Annotated in this window: 23 protein-coding genes and 1 pseudogene; 5 read left to right on the top strand and 19 right to left on the bottom strand. The window is 58.3% G+C overall.

Features of this window, described 5'->3' with window-relative positions; translation table 11 throughout:
- The 5 genes from trkA to def all read right to left on the bottom strand — a co-directional run.
- Window positions 1-991, bottom strand: a 991-nt coding sequence (trkA, locus tag ACW17M_RS10840; RefSeq protein WP_457547188.1) for a Trk system potassium transporter TrkA, incomplete at its 3' end; no start/stop codon positions are given.
- Window positions 992-1146: 155 nt separating this feature from the next.
- Window positions 1147-1353, bottom strand: a complete 207-nt coding sequence (locus tag ACW17M_RS10845; RefSeq protein ID WP_008959783.1) for a dodecin — start codon at window positions 1351-1353, stop codon at window positions 1147-1149.
- A gap of 50 nt (window positions 1354-1403) precedes the next feature.
- The gene (gene rsmB / locus ACW17M_RS10850) at window positions 1404-2738 is read right to left on the bottom strand and encodes a 16S rRNA (cytosine(967)-C(5))-methyltransferase RsmB (protein WP_041157560.1); all 1335 of its coding nucleotides are present in this window, start codon (window positions 2736-2738) and stop codon (window positions 1404-1406) included.
- Window positions 2735-3727, bottom strand: a complete 993-nt coding sequence (gene fmt / locus ACW17M_RS10855; protein WP_009288389.1) for a methionyl-tRNA formyltransferase — start codon at window positions 3725-3727, stop codon at window positions 2735-2737. Before fmt ends, rsmB begins: the two co-directional genes overlap by 4 nt.
- Window positions 3728-3762: 35 nt before the next feature.
- Window positions 3763-4275 (bottom strand): peptide deformylase, encoded by a 513-nt coding sequence (gene def, locus ACW17M_RS10860; RefSeq protein WP_022520096.1) that lies wholly within the window; start codon window positions 4273-4275, stop codon window positions 3763-3765.
- A gap of 222 nt (window positions 4276-4497) precedes the next feature.
- On the opposite strand from def, the gene ACW17M_RS10865 reads away from it, so the two are divergent.
- The 5 genes and pseudogenes from ACW17M_RS10865 (at window position 4498) to aroE (ending at window position 8936) form a co-directional block, all read left to right on the top strand.
- On the top strand, window positions 4498-5343 hold the full coding sequence (locus tag ACW17M_RS10865) for a peptidoglycan-binding protein (protein WP_233974462.1): 846 nt from the start codon (window positions 4498-4500) through the stop codon (window positions 5341-5343).
- A gap of 35 nt (window positions 5344-5378) precedes the next feature.
- Window positions 5379-6503, top strand: coding sequence for a DNA-processing protein DprA (gene dprA, locus ACW17M_RS10870; protein ID WP_009288392.1), 1125 nt, complete (start codon window positions 5379-5381; stop codon window positions 6501-6503).
- Window positions 6504-6546: 43 nt separating this feature from the next.
- A complete protein-coding gene (locus ACW17M_RS10875) occupies window positions 6547-7104 on the top strand; it encodes an L-threonylcarbamoyladenylate synthase (RefSeq protein WP_041157563.1) in 558 nt (185 codons plus the stop codon).
- A gap of 62 nt (window positions 7105-7166) precedes the next feature.
- A pseudogene (gene hemF, locus ACW17M_RS10880) lies at window positions 7167-8075 on the top strand (oxygen-dependent coproporphyrinogen oxidase); the annotation flags it as partial.
- A gap of 39 nt (window positions 8076-8114) precedes the next feature.
- Window positions 8115-8936: a shikimate dehydrogenase gene (gene aroE / locus ACW17M_RS10885; RefSeq protein WP_027957438.1), complete on the top strand. Its 822-nt coding sequence runs from the start codon at window positions 8115-8117 to the stop codon at window positions 8934-8936.
- 82 nt (window positions 8937-9018) lie between these two features.
- Here the strand turns inward: aroE and ACW17M_RS10890 are convergent, their stop codons facing one another.
- The 14 genes from ACW17M_RS10890 to ACW17M_RS10955 form a co-directional block, all read right to left on the bottom strand.
- The gene (locus ACW17M_RS10890) at window positions 9019-9279 is read right to left on the bottom strand and encodes a hypothetical protein (RefSeq protein WP_027957432.1); all 261 of its coding nucleotides are present in this window, start codon (window positions 9277-9279) and stop codon (window positions 9019-9021) included.
- Between the two features lie 17 nt (window positions 9280-9296).
- Window positions 9297-10100 carry a M48 family metallopeptidase gene (locus ACW17M_RS10895; protein ID WP_009288401.1) on the bottom strand — a complete coding sequence of 268 codons (804 nt, stop codon included), beginning with the start codon at window positions 10098-10100 and terminating at the stop codon, window positions 9297-9299.
- A 175-nt stretch (window positions 10101-10275) separates the two neighbouring features.
- Window positions 10276-10890 carry a hypothetical protein gene (locus tag ACW17M_RS10900; protein ID WP_009288402.1) on the bottom strand — a complete coding sequence of 205 codons (615 nt, stop codon included), beginning with the start codon at window positions 10888-10890 and terminating at the stop codon, window positions 10276-10278.
- A 226-nt stretch (window positions 10891-11116) separates the two neighbouring features.
- Complete coding sequence (gene der, locus ACW17M_RS10905) at window positions 11117-12520, bottom strand: ribosome biogenesis GTPase Der (RefSeq protein ID WP_027957430.1); 1404 nt, start codon at window positions 12518-12520, stop codon at window positions 11117-11119.
- Window positions 12517-13686, bottom strand: coding sequence for an outer membrane protein assembly factor BamB (gene bamB, locus ACW17M_RS10910; RefSeq protein ID WP_009288403.1), 1170 nt, complete (start codon window positions 13684-13686; stop codon window positions 12517-12519). The genes der and bamB overlap by 4 nt, the downstream gene beginning before the upstream one ends.
- Entirely contained in the window at window positions 13683-14339 is a 657-nt protein-coding gene (locus tag ACW17M_RS10915; RefSeq protein ID WP_027957429.1) for a YfgM family protein, read from the bottom strand. The genes bamB and ACW17M_RS10915 overlap by 4 nt, the downstream gene beginning before the upstream one ends.
- Before the next feature lie 67 nt (window positions 14340-14406).
- On the bottom strand, window positions 14407-15708 hold the full coding sequence (hisS, locus tag ACW17M_RS10920) for a histidine--tRNA ligase (protein ID WP_022520080.1): 1302 nt from the start codon (window positions 15706-15708) through the stop codon (window positions 14407-14409).
- Between the two features lie 58 nt (window positions 15709-15766).
- Window positions 15767-16882, bottom strand: a complete 1116-nt coding sequence (gene ispG, locus ACW17M_RS10925) for a flavodoxin-dependent (E)-4-hydroxy-3-methylbut-2-enyl-diphosphate synthase (RefSeq protein WP_027957428.1) — start codon at window positions 16880-16882, stop codon at window positions 15767-15769.
- 8 nt (window positions 16883-16890) lie between these two features.
- Window positions 16891-17928 (bottom strand): RodZ domain-containing protein, encoded by a 1038-nt coding sequence (locus ACW17M_RS10930; protein WP_457547377.1) that lies wholly within the window; start codon window positions 17926-17928, stop codon window positions 16891-16893.
- A 47-nt stretch (window positions 17929-17975) separates the two neighbouring features.
- On the bottom strand, window positions 17976-18710 hold the full coding sequence (pilW, locus tag ACW17M_RS10935; protein WP_022520078.1) for a type IV pilus biogenesis/stability protein PilW: 735 nt from the start codon (window positions 18708-18710) through the stop codon (window positions 17976-17978).
- A 142-nt stretch (window positions 18711-18852) separates the two neighbouring features.
- Window positions 18853-20037, bottom strand: coding sequence for a 23S rRNA (adenine(2503)-C(2))-methyltransferase RlmN (gene rlmN / locus ACW17M_RS10940; RefSeq protein WP_009288408.1), 1185 nt, complete (start codon window positions 20035-20037; stop codon window positions 18853-18855).
- 89 nt (window positions 20038-20126) lie between these two features.
- Window positions 20127-20552 carry a nucleoside-diphosphate kinase gene (ndk, locus tag ACW17M_RS10945; protein WP_022520077.1) on the bottom strand — a complete coding sequence of 142 codons (426 nt, stop codon included), beginning with the start codon at window positions 20550-20552 and terminating at the stop codon, window positions 20127-20129.
- A gap of 230 nt (window positions 20553-20782) precedes the next feature.
- Window positions 20783-21109, bottom strand: coding sequence for a HesB/IscA family protein (locus ACW17M_RS10950; RefSeq protein WP_027957427.1), 327 nt, complete (start codon window positions 21107-21109; stop codon window positions 20783-20785).
- Window positions 21110-21138: 29 nt separating this feature from the next.
- Window positions 21139-22329, bottom strand: coding sequence for an aminotransferase class V-fold PLP-dependent enzyme (locus tag ACW17M_RS10955; RefSeq protein WP_141440006.1), 1191 nt, complete (start codon window positions 22327-22329; stop codon window positions 21139-21141).
- Window positions 22330-22347: the final 18 nt, after the last annotated feature.

The following is a 22347-nucleotide window of genomic DNA, read 5'->3' on the forward strand; positions in this document are numbered from 1 at the left end:
TGTTAATCAGCGTCAGCACCTTCTTCGCCCCCAAACGCTTGGCGAGCAGCGACGACATGATATTGACTTCGTCGTCGTTGGTCAGCGCGCAGAAGATATCGCACTCTTCGATATTCTCCTCTTCCAGTAAGCGCTTGCTGGTGGCGCTGCCATGGAGCACCACGGTGCGATCCAGCCGCTCGGAGAGGGTGGTGCAGCGCTCCAGGCTGTGCTCGATGATCTTGACCTGGTGGCTATGCTCCAAATGCTCCGCCAGCCGCTCGCCGATATTACCACCCCCGGCGATCACTACCCGGCGGAAGTCCCGCTCGACCCGGCGCAGCTCGCTCATTACCGCGCGAATATCCCGGCGGGCGGCGAGGAAGAACACCTCGTCGTCAGCCTCGATGACCGTATCGCCACGGGGGATAATCGGTCGGTTACGGCGGTAAATCGCCGCCACCCGGGTATCCACGTTAGGCATATGGCGGCGCAGAAAGGCTAAATCCTGGCCTACCAGCGGGCCGCCGTAGAACGCTTTCACTGCCACCAGCTGTACCAGGCCACCGGCAAACTCCAGCACCTGCAGGGCACCGGGATGCTCAATCAGGCGACGTACATGATCGGTAACCACCTGCTCGGGGCTGATCAGCACATCAATGGGGATCGCTTCGTGGGCAAAAAGGCCTTTACGGGTCAAGTACGCGGTGGCGCGCACCCGGGCAATTTTGGTCGGGGTGCGAAACAGCGTATGGGCGACCTGGCAGGCGATCATATTGATCTCGTCGCTGTTGGTGACAGCGATCAACATATCGGCGTCTTCGCAGCCAGCCTGACGCAACACAATCGGGTAGGAACCTGCCCCAGTGACGGTGCGGATATCGATTTTGGTGTGCAGCTCGCGCAGTTTTTTGGCGTCGGTGTCAACGACGGTGATGTCGTTCTCCTCGCGGGCGAGGTGTTCAGCCAGTGTGCCGCCGACCTGGCCGGCGCCGAGAATGATGATTTTCATTGCTGAGCATCGGTTCCATTAAAAGCGCCAGCGCGCGATGTCGTTAAGGCCTTGTTTTTAAGAACATGCCGACAAGGTCAGGCAACGGTCTATCATGCGTTGCAATAAAGACGGCGGCCAGTGTAAACCAGCCGCCGTCGAAAAGCAGGTGAGGATTACTCTAGCGTAAAGCCGACTTTAACCGTGACCTGCCAGTGGGCCACTTGGCCATCTTCAATATGGCCACGGGTATCGACTACTTCCAGCCAGCGCATGTGCTTAATCGTTTCTGACGCCTTGGCCAGTGCATTCTGAACCGCTTCCTCAATGCCCTTCTCGGAAGAGCCGGTCAGTTCCACGTGCTTGTAAGTATGATGACTCATAGTACCTCCTTCCTTGTCATGAAATCACTGCCCCCGGCATCAGTGAACGCCTAGGCAGTGCGCTTCTCTAGTCTGGCATAAAAAAAGCCATCGTGACTGTTCTGGGCTGGAAACAGCTGGCGACCCGCGCCGCTGGAAATGCCCCAGGCAACATCGTTAGGCGTGGTGACATGGGCGTCAGGGGTGCGGGCGAGAAATGCCTCAATCTGCTCACTGTTCTCTTCCGGAAGCACCGAGCAGGTGGCGTAGAGCAGGGTGCCGCCTTCGCGCAGCATCGGCCAAAGGTTGTCTAACAGCTGACGTTGAAGCTTGGCCAGCGGCCGGATATCGTCTTTGCGCCGCAGCTTCTTGATATCCGGGTGACGGCGGATAACACCGGTGCCAGAGCAAGGGGCGTCGAGCAGGATGGCATCAAACGGCGTGCCGCTCCACCAGTCGCGCTCGGTCGCATCGGCGTGTTGGAGAACGGCCTCTACGCCTAGTCGGCTAAGGGTATCTTCCACCCGTGCCAGGCGCTGATTATCGCTATCGATAGCGGTAAGATTGATGTCGAACAGTTCGAGCAAATGGGCCGTTTTGCCGCCGGGGGCGCAGCAAGCATCCAGAACATGTGCACCTGGCCGTGGCGCAAGCACGGGCCCCAGCAGTACTGCCGAGAGTTGGGCGGCCTCGTCCTGAACGCTAATATGTCCCGCTTCGAAGCCAGGCAGCGCCGTGACATCGCAGGGTGTTTCCAGCGTGATGGCGTCTGGGGCGTGGGGGCACAGGTGACCACTCAACCCCTGCTCGGTCAACTGCGACAGGTAGGCTTCACGATCGTTGTGGTGCTGATTCACTCTCAACGTCATCGGGCCTGACTGGTTGTTGGCTTCGACAATCGCCCGCCACTGCTCTGGCCATGCCTGACGCAAGGCGTTAAGTAGCCAGGGTGGATGTTCTAACGCGACGCTCTCATCCCGGTCTACTTGGGCCTGGAGCGCCTCGGATTCGCGCTGCAATCGCCGCAAACAGCCATTTAACACGCGGGTGGCCCACTCCTTATTCAGCAAGCGCGCAGCGCCCGCGGTTTCACCTACTGCCGCGTGGGCTGGAATGCGCATGTACAACAACTGGTAAATACCCAGCAGCAGCAGCGCCTGAACATCGCTGTCGCGCTTTTTAAACGGTTGCTTAAGTAATGTGCCCGCTAAGGCTTCCAGACGCGGTAAGCGGCGGCAGGTGCCAAAGCAGAGCTCTTTGAGCAGCCCGCGGTCGCGAGCCACCACGCTGTGCTCATCCAGCCCCGCCAGTGAGCCTTGGTCGCTGAGCACCGGGGCCAGCGCGCGAGCCGCCGCGGCGCGGACTTCCTGACCACTGCCGCCTTGGGGGGAGCGCTTTTGGCTCATGGTGTTTCTCCTTCGCTGGCCTGAGCCGCTGGTTTACCAAGACGAGTACCGGTAGCAAGGCGCGCGTGGCGGGCATTGAGTAAGTCACGCACGTCCATGGCTTTACCGCCGGGCAGCTGTGCGCTGGTCACACAAAGTACCTCGCTGCCGTTTTCCCCACAGGCAATCCGCAGATGATCGTCGCCGTGGTCTAGTAGCATGCCGGGCTCGCAGGCTGGCTGATCGCCCTCTTCTACGTTCGCCATTAGCAGCCGCAGGCGATCATCGCCTAATGCGCACCAAGCCACCGGCCAGGGGTTAAAGGCGCGAATTTTGCTGGCTAACTGCTGGGCGGGCTGGGCAAAGTCGAGCTCGGCTTCCGCTTTGCTCAGCTTGGCGGCATAGGTGACGCCTTCCTCGGGCTGAGGCGTGGCATGCGCGGTGCCGGTGGCCAGGGCATCCAGCGTGTTGATCAACGCATTGGCGCCTTGAATCGCGAGACGGTCGTGCAAATCGCCGCCGGTGGTGCGGTTCGTAATGGGCGTGCGCACTTCCGTGAGCATCGCCCCGGTATCCAGGCCAGCATCCATCTGCATGATAGTTACACCCGATACGCTATCACCCGCCTCGATCGCCCGCTGTATGGGGGCAGCGCCGCGCCAGCGGGGCAGCAGCGAAGCGTGAACGTTAACGCAGCCGAGACGCGGTATGTCCAACACGGCCTGAGGAAGCAGCAGTCCATAGGCCACAACGACCATAATGTCGGCATTGAGCGCGGCCAGCTCGGCTTGAGCCTCGGGTTGCTTTAACGTCTGAGGCTGATAGACAGGCAGGCTGTGTTCCAGAGCCAGCTGTTTGACCGGGCTGGGCGTTAGCTTACGGCCGCGGCCAGCGGGGCGGTCGGGTTGGGTATACACCGCCACCACCTCGTGCTGGCTTTCCAGCAGCGCGGCAAGGCTAGAGGCGGCGAATTCAGGCGTGCCAGCAAAAACAACGCGCAATCGTGACATATAAAGAAGGCTACCTGGCGTGAATGAGAGAAGTGTTAGGCGTCCTGCATCTGCTTGTGGCGTTTCTGCATTTTTTTGCGGATACGGTCGCGCTTTAGCGGCGACAAGTAGTCAACAAACAGCACACCCTCAAGGTGGTCGTACTCGTGCTGAATACAGTGTGCCAGCAGACCCTCTGCCTCTAACTCATAGGCCTCGCCATTACGATCCAGCGCGTTGAGCTGCACCTTAAGATAGCGCGGCACTTCGGCGTAGTGCTCGGGAATCGACAGGCAGCCTTCCGAAAGTGGCTCTTTCTCGTCGCCAATGGGTGTATAGCGCGGGTTGATGAGCACCAGCGGCTGGGAGTTATCGTCGCTGACATCCATGACGACAATACGGCGATGGACATCGATCTGGGTCGCGGCTAGACCGATACCACGGGCGTCATACATGGTCTCCAGCATATCGTCGACGAGCTGGCGTACCTCATCGTCGACGGTTTCCACCGGAGCGGCCTTGGTGCGCAGGCGCTCATCGGGGAATTCAAGAATAGGAAGTTTGGCCATGGCGTTACAATCACCGTTATGCTGAGTCTAAATTAAGTCAAGCTAGGTAGTGACGAGCGTCTTCTAACCTAGGTACTTTATGATGGGTCACTATATCATGCTGTCAACGTTTCTGGGCATGGGCGCCCGATACGCACTGGGTTTCAGCAGCAACAGAATGACTGCGCTTATGCAGCGCTTCGACATGGAACTAAGAGTGATGCATTTTCTTGGGAGAACTGGATGGCGGCAAAACAACACGCCTACCGGAGGGCTTTGAGTGGTTTGCTGCTGAGCGCAGTGGTGCTGGTGAGTATTGATGCCACTGCTTGGGAGCGTGATCAGACAGTGATTAAACTCTCGCCTCAGGTGCGTACCTTGCCCCATCGTGAAGCGATCGAGCCCATCGCCTTGGAGGAAGCACGAGCCTTTCTGCGCGAACACCGCGTCGTCGATGATACCGAGGTGTTGCAGGCACTGGCTTACGTCGTGGCGGGAGATGATCGCCGCTTGATCAGTGGTGCGGGAGATAGGTTATACGTGCGTGGCGTTGTGCCACACCATGGTCAGGTGGGTATCTATCGGCAGTCGGAGCCCTACCTGGCAATGGATGGCACGCCGCTGGGCTTAGAGCTGATCAACGTTGGCATCGCTCGCCACGTCAGCAGTGAAGGCGATATTGCGCAGCTTGAAGTCGTTAGTTCCCATCAGGAAGTGCGGGTTAACGATATTGTGTTGCCCTTGGAGGAGCGCGAGCTGAGCCGTGAGTTTATGCCCCGCGCGCCGCCCAATGCGGTTGAGGGTCATGTTATTGCCGTGCCAGGTGGCGTGCGTTTTATTGGCCGTTTTCAGATCGTTGCGCTGGATCTTGGCACCCTGGATGGTTTGCAGGCGGGGCATGTGCTGCGAGTCAATCAGCAGGGTGAGCTGATCAACGACCCACGTACCCAGGAGCTGGTGCAACTGCCCAGCACAGAGGCGGGCAGTGTGATGGTCTTCAAGCCCTATGATCGCGTCAGCTATGCCTTGGTGATGCAGGCGTCCCGGATACTGGAAGTGGGCGATGGGGTTGGGTCAGCGACGAACTAACAGGCGGCACACAAAGACGTTTAAAAGGAGGAAGTATGGACGCCCAGGCGTGGCTGGTGGTCAATGCGTTGCCGGGTATGGGGGCGCTGCGTATCGCGCAATTATTAGCCCGTCAGCCGCAGTGGCCAGAAGGCTGGCTGGCAGCACTGCCCAGCCGTGCTGCCAGCGAGTTGCGCCTGTGGCTTGAACATCCCACGCGCAGCCCGTTGCAAAATGTGGTTGATGAAACCCTGGCGTGGCAGCGAAGCGGCCCAAGTCGCCATGTGCTGCATCGAGATCACCCCGCTTGGCCTGCGCTGTTAAATGAATTGCCCGACCCGCCTGTGGTGCTCTGGGCCCAGGGGGATCTTAGCGCCCTGGAGGGCCCCAAACTTGCCATGGTAGGCACTCGTCGCCCCACCGGCGAAGGTACCCATAACGCCCAAACCTTCGCTCGCGATCTAGCCCGCCGCGGCTGGTGCGTGGTCAGCGGTATGGCCTTGGGAGTTGACGGTGTTGCCCAGCGCGCAGCGCTAAATGCCGGTGGGCGCACGATCGCTGTACTCGGCTGCGGCGTAGATGTGATCTATCCCGCCTCTCACCGTGATCTTCACGAACAGCTTAGCTCTCTACCCGGTGGCCTGGTGGTGTCAGAACATCCGCCAGGTACGCTGGCCCGCCCGGCGTTTTTCCCGCGGCGCAACCGAATCGTTACCGGCCTCTCGCTCGGTACCCTAGTGGTCGAAGCCACCGAAAAAAGCGGTTCGCTGGTCAGTGCACGGCTTACTCTAGAGCAAAATCGCGAACTGTTTGTGCTGCCCGGTTCGCTACACAATGTACAGGCCCGCGGCTGCTTGACACTACTGCGTCAAGGCAGTGCGCACCTGGCCTGTAGCGTCGACGATATCATCGCTGATCTTGGCCACTGGGCGGAGGCGTTTATCCCGCCTGAGACGGAAGAACAGCCATCTGAGCAAGAACCGCTACCCGATAGTTTGTCCGACGATAGCTTGCCCGATTCCTTATTAGCGTCATTATCGGCCACGCCGACGCCTATTGATCTCTTGGTGCACGCCACTGGCGTGACGGTCAGCGACTGCCAGCAGCGCCTACTGATGCTGGAGTTAGAAGGCTGGGTTGCACAGCAGGCGGGAGGCTGGGTGCGGTTGCCGCGGCCATGATAGGATAAAGTCATTAAAGGCCTGTTAGCCGTGAGGAGAGAGCATGAGTTTGGCGACCGATCTAGCCCCTGCGATTAGCGCGCTGCGTAGTGGGGGAGTGATTGCCTGTCCCACTGAAGCGGTTTGGGGGCTCAGCTGTGACCCCGAAAACGACGCAGCCTTAGCCCATCTAATGCGCATGAAAGAGCGCGACCCTGCCAAGGGCGTCATCCTTGTTGCTGCCAATATTGGCCAGTTCCAACCCTGGCTGAGCCAGCTTCCCCTCGCGATGCATGCTCCTCTTGCGGCAAGCTGGCCGGGGCCCAATACTTGGCTAGTGCCTGATTATGGCCGCAGCCATGGGCTGGTGCGTGGCGCCCACGAGCGCGTAGCGCTGCGTGTGACCGACCACCCGGTGATGAAAGCTCTGTGCGAAGCTTTCGGTGGTCCGTTGGTATCAACCTCGGCCAACCGTTCGGGGGAACCGCCCGCGATGAGCGCCGCCGAGATTACTGACATCTTTGCTGATGAAGTGGCCTATATAGTGCAAGGCGAGCTGGGTGGCAATGCCAAACCCAGCACCATTAGAGACCTAGCCACCGGTAAAATCATGCGTTCTTAAACCGGCTCTCCAACTATTCACCACTCACCCATTACGACTCACCAATGCCCCCAGGAGTTACCGTGGCCCACGAGCACCTTGATGACGTTAAACGCTACCTTCTTGATCTGCAGGATCGGCTCTGCGCTGGATTGGCAAAAGCCGATGGCGCTGCCCAGTTCCAAGAAGATAGCTGGGAGCGTGCAGAGGGCGGTGGTGGTCGATCACGGGTGATGACCCATGGCGGCGTATTTGAAAAAGGCGGCGTCAACTTCTCCCATGTCTATGGCACCCAGCTGCCGCCTTCGGCCACCGCCGCGCGCCCTGAACTTGCTGGTCGCAGCTTCCACGCGGTGGGCGTTTCCTGGGTGCTGCACCCGGAAAACCCCCATGTGCCTACCAGCCATGGCAACGTGCGCTTCTTTATTGCCGAGAAAGCCGGCGAGCCGCCGGTGTGGTGGTTTGGCGGCGGTTTTGACTTAACGCCGTTTTATCCCGTGATGGAAGACGTGGTGCACTGGCACCGGGTGGCAAAAGCCGCCTGCGACCCCTTTGGCGATGATGTTTATGCGCGCTATAAGGCCTGGTGCGACGAGTACTTTTACCTTAAGCACCGCGATGAAACCCGCGGCGTCGGTGGGCTGTTTTTCGATGACCTGAACGAAGGTGAGTTTGCCGATTGTTTTGCCGTTCAGCGCGCGGTGGGCGACAGTTTCTTAGCGGCTTATTTGCCCATCGTTGAGCGCCGTAAAAATGACGCCTGGGGCGAGCGGGAGCGCGACTTCCAGCTTTACCGCCGTGGCCGCTACGTGGAGTTCAACCTGGTGTGGGATCGTGGCACGCTATTTGGCTTGCAGAGCGGCGGGCGCACGGAGTCAATTTTGATGTCAATGCCGCCAATGGCGCGCTGGGAGTACGCCTTTGAGCCAGAGTCCGGCAGTCCCGAAGCGCGCTTGCAGGATTTCTTACACCCCCGGGACTGGCTCGGCGAATTCGCTGAGGATGCATCAAGGAAAAAGCGGAGAGCTCTCATGACCGATCGCTACTGCGTGTTTGGCAACCCGGTCAAACACTCCAAATCCCCGCAGATCCACGCTGAGTTTGCCCATCAAACGCAACAAACCCTTGAGTACACCGCTGAAGAAGCACCGGTGGATGGCTTTGCCGGTGCGTGGCGGGCGTTTATCGACGCGGGCGGGCGTGGCGCCAACGTTACCGTGCCGTTCAAGGGAGATGCCTTTGCGCTGTGCGACACCTTGAGCCATCGCGCCCGTCGTGCAGGGGCGGTGAATACGCTGATCCTGGGTGGCAATGGCCGTACCTACGGCGATACTACCGATGGCATTGGCCTAGTGCGCGATTTGGCCTATCACCGCGTGGCGTTAGCAGACAAGCGCATTTTGGTGGTAGGCGCAGGCGGCGCCGTGCGCGGCATTCTGGAGCCCCTGCTTGCCGAGGAGCCCAGTGAAATCGTCGTGGTCAACCGCACCGCCGCCAAGGCCGAGCAGCTGGCCAGCGATTTTGCTGATCTAGGGCCTATCCATGGCGGCGGTTTTGATACCGTTAACGGCACTTTTGATGTAGTGATTAACGGCACCAGTGCCAGCCTATCAGGCGATTTACCGCCGTTGCCTGATACGTTGTTCAATACCAATGCCTGGGCCTACGACATGATGTATGGGGCCGAGCCGACGGTATTTTTACAGTGGGCAGGCCCGCGCGGCGCGAAGTTGCTTGACGGCTTAGGCATGCTGGTCGAGCAGGCCGCTGAGTCGTTTTTTCTATGGCGCAATGTTCGTCCTGAAACCGCGCCTGTGCGAGAAATGCTGCGCCAATCACTTAACTATTCATAGCCGCATCCAACTAACGCTGCTAAAAAAGCGGGGGCGGATACTGTATCCGCCCCCACTTTTTATTGATGCCGCTAATAACGTTTCACTTAGCGCGCTTAACGTACAAGCCAAGCGTGCACATCACCAGCCCCACCACCGAGAGCAGCATGCCGCCATTGACTAACAGCGGCGAACGCTCCAGCCAGGAGACAAACGGTTGCGGGGTGTCTCTACAGGCACTCTCGATATAGTCCCAATGGCCGCCATCAAGCTGGCACGCGCGTACGTCGTTTAGCTCCCAGAAATACACGCCCATCAGCACAAACAGCGGCAGTACCAGTAGCAGTAATCCCAGCTTAATCATTTAAACCTCAAGATCCGTTAAGGACGCGGGCAGTTGGGTGTACGACCATTGCTGCGAGCCTGCTCGTACAAGGCAAGTGCTTGATCCATATTACCCTGCAGCCCTTGAATGCGCTGGCCTTGGCCAGGGTGAGTCGACATCCACTCGGGGGGCGCACCGCCACCTGTGGCCGCCTGCATATTTTCCCAAAGGGTCACGCTCTCACGGGGATTGAAACCGGCTTGAGCCATGAGATCCAAACCAATCACATCGGCCTCACTCTCATGGGCCCGGGAGAAGGGAAGTACGATGCCGTACTGTGCGCCCATGCCGAGCACGCCCATGAGTTGCTGGCCACCGGCAGACTGCATGCCAGAGGTGCTGGAAATCACCGACAGGCCTAATGAGGTGGCGCTCTCGGTGGAGGCGCGCTCATTGGCATGGTTGGCCAGTACGTGACCAATTTCGTGACCGATAACGGAAGCAAGCTGATCCTGGGTCGTGGCAATATCCAGCATGCCGGTATTCACGCCCATATAGCCGCCGGGAAGCGCGAACGCGTTGGGCTGTTCGGACTCAAATACGCGAATTTGCCAGTCTAGCTGCCGCTGTTCGGCGGGGAGTTCCGCCACGATGGCATCGGCAATACACTGCACATAGCGGTGGCTGGCCTGGCCCGCCGTGGGCAGCTCCTGCTGATATTGAGTGAACGCTTGGCGCCCCATCTCATTCAATTCGCTATCAGAGAGCAACAGCAGTTGCGAGCGTCCGGTGGGCGAGGTGGTACAAGCGGCGATAGACGCACATAGTGCGGTAACAGCGAGAGGGCGAAGCCAGCGCATGAGTCGGTTTCCTTATAGACGAAAGAGTTTCTTGCACACAAGATAACCGCTGATAGCAGTAAATCAATCCCCCATCATAACCCACCTAGTGGTTGAGTATGGATGCTGAATTGAGTCCCCTCTGAACCAAGGCTAGGCCGCAGACGATTGGCTGCAAGCTCCTAGACATAAACCCTTAGCGCTGGGGTACTAGCTGCCCATCGGCACCTACGTTTAAGCGAATTGTCGGCGTTAATAATCCTGACGGTAGTTTCATACCCAACCCGCGCAGATCCCCAGGCGTGATGGCCAGTTGACTGCCAGGCGGTAGCTCGCCTTGAGACGCCAACTGGCTGGCAAGCTCCAGCATGGGGGCCAGGCGTTGGGTGTCGGTGGCGAGTACATCAAAGGCAACCGGTAGGCGTAAATTAGCATCATCGCCAGAGGTCAGCGTGACGTCCTGTTCATAGTTACCTTCCACAGGATCAACGCCCGGCATATCCAGCGCCCAGCGAAAGCCTGACATCTCCACCGGTGGCATGCCCGCAGGTAAGCCCAGCCCCATGGCAATGGTGGCCTGAACGGGCAGGCTACCGGCACCAAGGCTAGACGCAATCAGGCTGGTTAAATCGCTGGTGTCTAGCCCCGCATTAATGCTGTAAGGGCCAATGCGAACATCCTCAACCCCCAGAGAGGTCACCGCCAAACGAAACGCAAACAAACCGGTTTGGGGCAGGGCGAGACAACCCGTGAGTAGGCTGGCAACGCCAAACAAGGTCAGCCAGCGCCAGTAGCGAGCAATATAAAGCATAAGATAAGAGTCCCCTTAAGTAGGACGTAAGCAGTGGGGTAACGACGCTAAGTGTAAAGTGCTGATGCAAGCTTGTTAGCTTCGGGCTAATAAGCGCGGCTATTTGAGGGCTGAAGTCATTTTCTGTCAACAGAATTTACGTGTTCAAGCGCCTATTTAAGGCTAGAACCAAAACGCCCGCTTGATGATACAAGCGGGCGAATTCAAAAGGCAGCTAATAAGGCGTTTAACGACGGCTTTTACGCGCCTCTTTGGTGCGATTAAGCTCGCGCTTTTTAGCTTTCTCTTTGTCGCTGGCGCCCGCCATGTCATCGAACGGGTTACTGCCCGAGCGGAACTCAAAGCGAATTGGCGTGCCGCGTACCTTGAGCACCTTGCGGAAGGTGTTGGTCAAATAGCGACGATAGGCTTCTGGCAACGCCTCGGTTTGGTTGCCGTGGACGACGATAATCGGCGGGTTGCTGCCACCCTGGTGAGCCATCCGCAGTTTAATGCGTCGACCGTGCACCATCGGCGGTGGGTTTTGGCTTACCGCGTCCTGTAGCAGGGTAGTGAGGCGGTTGGTCGACCAGTGGGCGTTAGCGGCGTCAAAGGCGCGATCAATCGAGGGGTAGAGATCCCCCACTGCCGTGCCATGTAGAGCAGAGATGAAGTGCAGCTCGGCATAATCCGCAAAGCCCAGGCGGCGCTTCACTTCAGTGCGCATTTTATCCTTGGCTTCGGTCTCCAGGCCGTCCCACTTGTTGACTGCCAGCACCAGGGCGCGCCCGGTGGTCAACACATAGTCGAGCAGGTGCAAATCCTGCTCCACCAGGCCGCTGGAGCCATCCAGAACCATGATCACTACATGGGACTCTTTGATCGCATCCAGGGTCTTGATGATGGAGAATTTCTCGGCGATTTCACGCACGTTCTTGCGCCGCCGGATACCCGCGGTATCAATCAGTACATAGGGCTTGCCACGGCGCTCGAAGGGGATCTCGATGGCATCGCGGGTAGTGCCTGCCTCATCAAACACGACGACCCGATCTTCACCGAGAAGGCGATTGACCAGGGTTGATTTGCCCACGTTCGGGCGGCCAATCACGCCGATGCGAATACCTTTGCTACCGGTGTCCGCGGGAATGCTGGCATCGCGCTCCGGAAACGGTTCGAGTACCACATCGATCAGGGTGGAAACGTTGCGCCCGTGGGCGGCAGCAATTGGCCAGGGGTCGCCTAGGCCGAGCGACCAAAAGTCGCCCATTGCCGAATGCTCTTCTAACCCATCGGTTTTATTCACCACCAGCCAGGTTTTTTTCTGGTTAACCCGCAGGTGGTTGGCAATCGCCTGGTCAGCGGCGATAAGGCCGGCGCGAGCGTCGACCATAAACAGCACGATATCGGCTTCATCAATGGCGGCGAGTGACTGCTCTGCCATAGCGGCATCGATGCCTTCTTCGTCACCGCTGATACCGCCGGTATCAATCACGGTATAGACCTTATCGCCCAGCATGCCATTGCCGTACTTACGGTCGCGGGTGAGGCCAGGAAAGTCGGCCACCAGTGCATCACGCGAGCGCGTTAGGCGGTTAAACAGCGTCGATTTGCCCACATTGGGGCGACCGACTAAAGCAATGACGGGTGTCATGGAGTTACTTCCAGGGTTTCCAGGCGACCATTGTTGGCCTGGACATGAATGGTGCTGCCTTCAGTGACCGGGCGTACGCTGATGCCCGAGCTGTGCACGCGAGTGCGACCCACGATATCGCCTTCGCGAGCGTCGATCAGGTGAACATAACCTTCGAAATCGCCGAACACTAAACGGCCATCGGCGAAGGCGGGGGCGGTCAACCAACGATCTTCTAAATCGTCGTTGCGCCAAATTTCGCGGCCGTTGTTAGCGTCGAGGGCGACGACTTGGCTGTCATCGGTGACCACAAACAGGAAGTCGCCGACCAGAATCGGGGTATGGCGACTGGAGAGATCCGCTTCCCAAAGTACGTCGCCTTGAGTTGCTTCCAGCGCCACCACGCGGCCGTTATAGCTGGTCACGAACAGGCGGCCATCGGGGCTGATGATCGGCTGGCCGGAAAGATCGACCAGGCGTTCCACTTCACTACGCCCTTGGGGGGTGGCAATCTGCATTTCCCATAGCGGCTGGCCGCTGCGGTTATCCAGCGTGGCCAGGCGGCCATTGGCCAGGCCAACAAAGCTGACTGGATCAATGACCATCGGTGTACCGGTACCGCGCAGGGTGAGTGACGGCTGCGAACTGGTGTATACCCAGCGCTCTTCACCAGTGGCGCGATCCAAGGCAGTCACACGGCCATCGACACTTTGCACGACCAGCAGTTGCTGGTTGGCCTGGGGCGCGGCAAGCACTTCGCTGGATACCCGTGAGCGCCATTCTTCGCTGCCGTCACGTTGATCCAACGCGATCACTTCGCCGTTACCGGTGGCCAGATAAACCTGACCGGCAATTGCCGTTAGTGCGCTGGAAATAGGGGTATCAAGGTCGATTTCCCACTCGACGTCGCCGCTGTTGGCATCCATCGCCATCACCACGCCCTCGACATCGGCCGCAAACACGGTGTCGCCTTCACGGGAAGGCGCGATGGGGTAACGGGCATGGCCCAGGCCATCGCCCACATTGCGCCGCCACTGAGTTTCCAGCGAGGAGGTCTCGTCGAAACTACGCAGCTCTTTGGGAGTATAGGCAGGCTCGCCTTTACTCGCGCAACCGACCAGCAGTGCCAGCGACAGCGCGCCTAAGCTAGCGCGTACTAGCTGTTTCGTTGGGATACCAAAAGTCATTGTGTCGCCTCCTCAGCGCCGAGATCGTCAAGCTTGAACTGCACGCCGTAAAGCGGCTGGTCTTTGGTTTGAGACACTTCTAGAGCGGTTTCCCAGGCATCGCGGGCCGCCTCGGTGTCGCCTTGGGCGGCGAACGCATCGCCGCGCACGTTAGCTTTTTGGGCCGCTAGCGCATCACTAATCGGCTCGTCTAACAGCGCATGCGCCTGTTTAGGGTTACCGTCGGCAAGCTCGATACGGGCTAAACGTAGCCACGCCAAGCTTTGCACATAGCGGCGCGAGGAATCGGCTGCGCTTTCCAGTGCGGTGCGTGCTGCTTCCAAGTCGCCTTGCTGAACAGCCAAGCGGGCGTCGAGCAGCAGGGCGAGTTCGGCGTAGAGCGTATCGCCATGCTCGTCGGTCAGTTCGCTAACCATTTCCCGCGCGCTTGCTAGTTGCTCCTCGTCAAGCTCGTTGCCAGCGGTCATATTGACTAACTGCTGATAGCGCATGGAGGCCGCTTCAGCCTGGCCTTGCTGATAGTTCTGCCAGGCATTCCAGCCGAACACCCCGGCCGCCGCCAGGACAGCGCCTGCAATCAACGACATGCCGTTCTCTTTCCACCAGCGCTTGACGGCGTCTAGCTGTTCTTCTTCGCTTCTCAGCTCCACCACGGGCGGGCTCCTTTCTTCTAAAGTCGTATGTTTAGACCGTCGCATGCAAGCAGGCAGCCTGCAGGGCTTATGCGTTAGCCGTTAAAAGCTCGCCCAGCGTGCGGCCTAATGCGGCTTGAGGAACGCTTTGCTGTTCGCGGTCATCGCGCAGAAATTTGACCGTTGCCGACTGCGTCGCGATTTCATCTTCACCGATCAGTATGGCTATCGTAGCAGCGCTCTTGTCGGCTTTTTTGATTCGGCTTTTAAAGCTGCCGCCGCCGCAATGAAGCTGTAGACGCAGTTCAGGCAGCTCGCCACGCAGTTGCTCGGCCAGGGTGATCGCTGCCGTGGTGGCGGTATCATCCATGGGCAGCAAATAGACATCGCAGCCGCCAAGGGCGTTCTCAGGAATCAGTTCCAGGGTGTCGAGCAGCAGAATCAACCGCTCAATGCCCATGGCAAAGCCCACCGCTGGGGTAGGCTTGCCGCCCAGCTGTTCGACCAGGCCGTCGTAGCGTCCGCCTGCACACACGGTGCCCTGGCTGCCCAGCGCAGTCGTGGTCCACTCGAACACGGTGCGGCAGTAGTAGTCGAGCCCGCGCACTAAGCGTGGGTTGATCACATAGTCAATGCCTGCTGCTTCAAGCATCTTCGTGAGCTGCTCAAAGTGTTCCTGGGATTCGGCATCCAGGTGATCCATCAACTGCGGCGCGCCGTCGAGCATCTCCGCCATGGCCGGATTTTTGGAGTCGAGAATACGCAGCGGGTTGCTGGTCAAGCGGCGTTTGGAGTCTTCATCGAGAGCGTCTAGGTGCTGCTCAAAGTAGGCCACCAGGGTATCTCGGTAGGCTGCCCGCGCCTCTGATGAACCTAGCGAGTTTAGCTCCAGGGTAACGTGCTCCATCAAGCCGAGTTCCTGCCACAGGCGCGCTGAAAGCAAGATCACCTCGGCGTCGATATCCGGGCCATCAAAACCGAAGGTCTCGACGCCGATCTGGTGGAATTGGCGGTAACGGCCTTTTTGCGGGCGCTCATAGCGAAACATCGGCCCCTGGTACCACAACCGCTGAGTTTGGTTATACAGCAGGCCGTGCTCCATGGCCGCGCGCACGCAGCTGGCAGTGCCTTCGGGACGCAGGGTCAAACTCTCGCTGTTGCGATCGTCGAAGGTGTACATCTCTTTTTCGACGATATCGGTAACTTCACCGATAGAGCGTGCAAACAGCGCGGTTTGCTCAACGATAGGCGTGCGGATTTCATTAAAGCCGTAACGCAGCATTAGCTGGCGTACTTTGGCTTCAAAAAATTGCCAGCGTGGGCTATCGCTGGGCAGTAGGTCGTTCATACCACGAATGGCTTGAATTTTTTTAACGGCGGACTTGCTCAAAGAAAACTCCTTATTCTGCCATCAGGCGTGGCTCACCCAGGCTGGCAGCCAGCCCCAGCTAAACGCTGCGGGCAATCATATCGTCTTGCTGCTGCTGTTTTTCGCGCACTTTTTCGCGAATCAGCTGCTCCAGGTCATCTACCAAGTGATCGTTGCGCAGCTTGCTGGCGGGCTTGCCGTCGATATACACCAAGTTGGCGGGGCTACCGCCGGTCAGGCCGATATCGGTCTCCTTGGCTTCGCCGGGGCCATTGACCACGCAGCCGATCACCGAGACGTTGAGCGGTGTCATTACGTCTTCCAGCCGCTCTTCGAGCTGGTTCATGGTGCTAATAACGTCAAAGTTCTGGCGCGAGCAGCTGGGGCAGGCAATAAAGTTGATGCCTTTCGAGCGCAGCTTGAGGCTGCGGAGCATATCAAAGCCGACCTTGATCTCTTCCACCGGGTCTGCCGCCAACGAGACGCGGATCGTGTCGCCGATGCCGTCCATCAGCAGCATACCCAGACCAATCGATGACTTGACCGTGCCCGAGCGCAGACCTCCCGCTTCGGTAATCCCTAAGTGCAGCGGCTGCTCGATGCGTGCGGCAAGGTCGCGATAGGCGGCCACGGCCATAAATACATCCGAGGCTTTGACGCTGACTTTGAAGTCGGGGAAGTCCAGGCGATCCAGGTAGTCAATATGGCGCATGGCAGACTCCACCAGCGCTGCTGGCGTGGGTTCGCCATACTTCTTCTGCAGGTCTTTTTCCAACGACCCTGCGTTGACGCCAATCCGGATCGGAATGCCATGATCGCGGGCCGCGCTAACCACCGCGCGTACGCGGTCTTCACGGCCGATGTTGCCTGGGTTGATGCGCAGGCAGTCGACGCCGAGTTCGGCGACGCGTAGGGCAATTTTGTAATCAAAATGGATATCGGCAACGAGCGGTACATTGACGAGTTTTTTGATCTGACCAAAGGTTTCGGCGGCGTCCATATCGGGTACCGAAACGCGTACGATATCCGCACCGGCTTTTTCCAACTGTTGGATCTGGGCCACGGTCGCGGCGACATCCAACGTGTTGGTATTGGTCATGCTTTGAACGGCAATGGGGGCATCACCGCCCACCGCGACGTTTCCAACCTGAATCTGGCGGGAATGGCGGCGTTTTATCGGAGAAGGGGCGTGCATAAGACGGGTCACTCTCCCAAGGTGAATCGGGCAACATTGTTGGCGCCTGCGCGGGCGGGAAGATCAACTTCCTCGCCTTGGTAGCGCAGCTCAACGCCGGTGGCATTACCTACGGTTAAGCGAAACGGAGGCTCACCCTCGACGGTGGTCGAGGTGCCGGGCGTTTGTAGGCCCACGAAGACGCGCTGGTTGGTGGCATCAAAAATTTCCGTCCACGACTGCTCGTTAAACGTCAGTTCGAGGACGTTGGCGTTAGCGGTTTGCTCGGCGGCAGCGGTTTGTTCGCTATCAGTGTCGCTCTCTTCAACACTGTTTTGCTCAGGCCTGCTAGGCTCATTGCTATCGTCGGCGGTGCTGGCCGTATCGGTGGTGCTATCCAGTGCGGATTCATCGAGGCCTGTAACCGCGTCAACATCAGCTTGATCGTTGGGCGCTTGTTCTTGCGCAGCCGTCGGTGAAGGCGTGACGTTGGTGGCATTACTGGGCAGCGTCGCGCTTTCATCACCACTGGTGAAGCTTGAATCCGTACTCTCTGCTGTTTCAGCGGGTTCACTGGTCGGCTCTGCCGGGGCGGTAGCGGTCTCTTCCGGGGAGGTTGAGCCAAAGCCTGGCGGCTCATTGCCACCCCGGCTTTGCCACCACATCACGGTCACCGCGATAAGACCCACAATTACCAGCAAAGTCACCAGCTTGAACAGCCAGGCGCCAATACGGGAGGGTGGCCTAGCCGTGGAGACCGGGGTGACTTGGCGTTCGGTGTCGCTACCGCCGCTACGGGCTTGATAAGCTTCAAGCACCAGCCGGTCATCCATGCCCAGGTATTTAGCGTAAGAGCGCAGGTAGCCGCGTCGATAAGCGGCGACAGGGATCTCTTGGTAGTCATCCTGCTCAAGCCCTCCCACCACGGCGGGGCGCAGGTTGAGCGCCCGGGCCGCATCGGCGAGCGGAATACCAAGCTGCTCGCGCTGGCGAGCAAGAAGTTCGCCAGGAGAGGCGCTAGTGTTAGGGCTATCAATGACGTTTTCTTGTGACTGTGTATCGCTCATGGCTGAGCATCCTTCATTAAATAAGCGGTGATCAGGGCGTCAATCAGTCAGTCGTTGCCAAGCAGGCGCTGGTATTCGGCGGCGACGCTATGCTCGCCGCGTGAATGAGCGATATCAACCGCCATTCTTAGCGCTGCTTGGTTGGGCTCGGCGAGCTGTAAATAGGTTTGCAGCGGTGCCCAGGCCTGAGAGTAATTGCCCTGCGAATATTCGAGTTCAGCTAACATTAAATAGCCGCGTGAATTACGCGGATCAATACTTTGCGCGCGCTCCAATCGAGCGCGCGCCTTATCAAATTCTTCCAGCGCCAGATAACACTGCCCTAAATTAGTAAATAGCTGGGCACGGTTGGCGTACTGGGCATCCTGTGATGCGGTTTCTAACTGCTCACAGGCGGCGTTTAACTGGCCCTGACTGAACAAGAACGCCGCATAGTTGTTGCGGGCGCGGGTGAAGTCAGGCTCGGCATTCACCGCCTGTTGAAAATAGTCGTTGGCAAGTGCACTTTCGCCCTGGCGTTGATAAACCAGTGCCAGTGCTTGCAGCGCTTCTGCATGGTGTGGGGCAATTTCAAGTGCCCGATCCAGTGCGTTGAGAGCGCGGGGAAGATTATCGCGCTCTAAATAGGCGACGCCAAGCTGGGTATAGGCTTCTGCCGCCGCGGGGGTAGCTTGTGGTGAAAGGTTGTTGGACGAGGCACAGCCGGCTAGCCACAAGCTACCGATAAGCACGGTGAGCATGGGCACCCGCGATGGGTGTTGGCGCCTGCGGTGAGCGATCATGTAAATCCTCTTGTGGTGAACGTCCAACTGCGAGTAAGGCAATACATACAAACAGCAGTGCTAATCTAAATAAAAACCGTGACCATCAAAGCGCCGTGCCAAGCGGAAGTCAAGATAAGCCCGGTTTTCGACACTCCACCCCCTAGTCCGCGTCGAGCTGTACTGACTGGATATAGCGCGCGCTGCGTTTGGTGCGGTCTTTCACGCGACCAACGAGCTGGCCACAGGCAGCATCAATATCTTCACCTCGGGTTGTTCTAACCGTGGCGTTGTAGCCTAAATCATACAACCACTGCTGGAAGCGCATAACCTGATTACGCGACGGTTTTTCGTACCCAGAGTTTGGGAACGGGTTAAACGGGATCAGGTTGATCTTACACGGCAGCTCTTTAAGCAATGCAGCAAGCTGCTCGGCGTGCTCCTGCTGATCGTTGACGTCCTTGATCAGCGTGTACTCAATGGTGACCTGACGATTGTCCGGGCATTTGGAAAGGTAGCGGTGGCAAGCATCCAGCAACGCGCGAATATTGTACTTACGGTTGATGGGCACCAGCTCATTGCGCAACTCGTCCGTAGACGCATGCAGCGAAATCGCCAAGCTAACGTCCATTTCATCGCCGAGCTTGTCGATCATCGGCACCACGCCAGAGGTCGACAGCGTCACGCGGCGCTTGGACAGGCCATAGCCGTTGTCGTCGAGCATCAGCTTCATGGCAGGTACAACGTTATCGAAGTTGAGCAACGGTTCGCCCATGCCCATCATCACTACGTTGGTCACCGGACGGTTCGCCGTATCACGCCGCGGGCCAACGCTGCGCTGAGCGACCCATACCTGGCCGATAATTTCAGCAGCGGTTAAGTTGCGCTGAAACCCCTGCTTGCCGGTGGAGCAGAAGCTGCAGTCCAGCGAGCAGCCGACCTGGGAGGAAACGCATAGCGTGCGGCGCTTACCGTTCTCCGCCGGGATCAGTACCGTTTCTACATAACTGCCGTCTTCCACTTCCAGCACCCACTTACGGGTGCCATCGCTGGAAGTACCCTCATAAATCACCCCTGGGCCACGAATTTCTGCCAGCCGGGCCAGTTTTTCACGCAGTGCTTTGGAAAGGTTCGTCATGGCAGCAAAGTCATCGCTGCCTTCCTGGTGAATCCACTTCATTAGCTGCGCGGCACGGAACTTCTTTTCGCCGATCGACAAAAAGAAGGCTTCCATCTGCTCACGGGACATGCCAAGCAGGTTTTGACGCTCAGGCGTCGCTTTTGCAGCAGGCTTGCTGGCGGCGTCAGTATGTGGGGCGGGCGTGTGTTGGGCTACAGTGGTGGTCATGGCGGTCAGCGTTATAGAAAGGGGCGGGGGACTAGCCCCCGCAAAATGGCCGGCAACGAAAGTTGATTCGGCGGCGCTACCTTAAAGGCTTAGCGCGGGCAGATTTCGTCGTTGCCAAAGAAGTAGCTAATTTCGCGCTCAGCGCTTTCCGGAGAATCAGAACCATGGACAGCATTGGCGTCAATTGTTTCCGCAAAATCGGCGCGAATAGTGCCGGGTGCCGCTTCTTTCGGGTTGGTCGCACCCATCAGGTCACGGTTTTTAGCGATGGCGCCTTCACCTTCAAGCACTTGTACAACCACCGGCCCAGAGGTCATGAAGCCAACCAGGTCTTTAAAGAACGGACGCTCTTTGTGTTCTGCGTAGAAGCCGCCAGCCTTCTCTTCAGAGAGATGAACCATTTTGGCTGCGACGACTTTTAGACCCGCTTTTTCGAAGCGAGCAATGATGTCACCGATAGCATTCTTGGCAACGGCATCAGGCTTGATAATAGAAAGAGTGCGTTCAGTAGCCATGTAAATGGTCTCCTTAAAAAGGCTTAAGCAAAAAGTGCCGCCCTAGAAGGCCAGGGCGGCCCAGAAAATGATTCAGTTAATAGCGCTTCGGCAGCTAGCGTTTTTAAACGCTAATGTGTCAAAAAAGCATGCGGGCGTAACCCGGCTGCCTGCGCTTGTGTATCCAGGGGCGTGATTATAGCGCTTAAGCCGGGGGATGAATACCGGCGATGAAGCTGACCAAGCAATGCTTAGACGGTAAAGCTCTCACCGCAGCCACACTCATCTTTGACGTTAGGGTTGTTGAAGCGGAAAAAGCGGTTCAGCCCTTCGCTGACGTAATCCACTTCGCTGCCGTTAAGCATCTCTACCGCATCGGGAGTGACATAGACGCTGGCACCGTGGGCTTCAAAATGGACTTCTTCGTCGCTGACGGTGTCGGCAAAATCGAGCACGTAGCTATAGCCAGAGCAGCCGCTTGGCTTGACCGAGACGCGCAGGCCGAGGCCTTGGCCGCGCTCGTCGAGCACGTGGCGGATCTGTTGTGCGGCAGCCGGGGTAATATTGAGTGTTGCCATCATGAGGCGTCCTCCTTAAAAATAGTCAGCTAGTCAGCCGCTTGACGGGGCGGTGTACGTAAACCGCTCACCGCATGGCGTATGAGCGTTAGCGCATGATCAATGTCGGCTTCGGTGGTAAAGCGCCCGAAGCTAAAACGCAGCGATGAGAGCGCCAGCGAGCGTGGTGTGCCGATGCCGAGCAGCACATAGGACGGGTCGACGCTGGCCGAGTTGCACGCCGATCCGGTGGAGACCGCTACATCGCGCAGCGCCATCAGCAGTGACTCGCCGTCGACACCTTCGAATGCCAGATTGAGAATGTTGGGTACTGCTCGCTTTTCAGTGTCATTCAGCGGCGTGTTCGAGAATACACCGTCAAGTCCCTCCAGGCCACGCAGAAAGCGCTGCTGCAAGCCCATAATATGGGCGTTGTCTTCGTCGTACTGCTGCTGCATCAGTGCAAAGGCTTCACCCATGCCAGCAATTTGGTGTGTCGGTAGGGTGCCTGAACGCATACCGCGCTCATGGCCACCGCCATGTATCAGCGCCTCAACGCGGATGTCCGGGTGGCGCTTCACATAAAGCGCCCCGACGCCTTTAGGGCCGTAAGTTTTATGGCCGGATAACGACATCAGGTCGATCTGCTGAGCCACTACGTCTAAGGGAATACGCCCCACCGCCTGGGCAGCATCCGTATGAAACGCCGCGCCAAACTCATGGGCAACGGCCGCTAGAGCCGAGATATCGTTGATACTGCCCAGTTCGTTGTTAACCGCCATCAATGAAACCAGCGCGGTGTCATCGCGCATCGCTGCGCGCAGCTGTTCGGGGTCAATACGGCCATCCTGGCCCGGCGTTAGCCAGGTAACCTCAAAGCCCTCTTTCTCCAGCGCATGGGCAGTGTCAACGATGGCTTTATGCTCAATCGTCGAGGTCACCAAGTGTAGGCCACGCTCGCGGTTGGCGCGCATAAAACCAATCAGCGCTAGGTTGTCAGCTTCTGTGGCGCCGCTGGTCCAGACGATCTCTCTCGGGTCGGCGCCAATGGCATCGGCCACCTGGCGGCGCGCCTGCTCAATCACCTGCTCTGCCTGCCAGCCCAGCATATGGCTGCGCGAAGCCGGGTTGGCAAATAGCTGGTCAACCGTCAGGTAGCGTTGCATAACCTCAACCACGCGGGCATCCGCCGGCGCGGTGGCGGCGTAATCCAGGTAAATGGGCAGCGTGGGTGTGGTCATCGTTACGTTCCAGCGGTT

The organism is Vreelandella sp. 2A-K22, assembly GCF_054065485.1.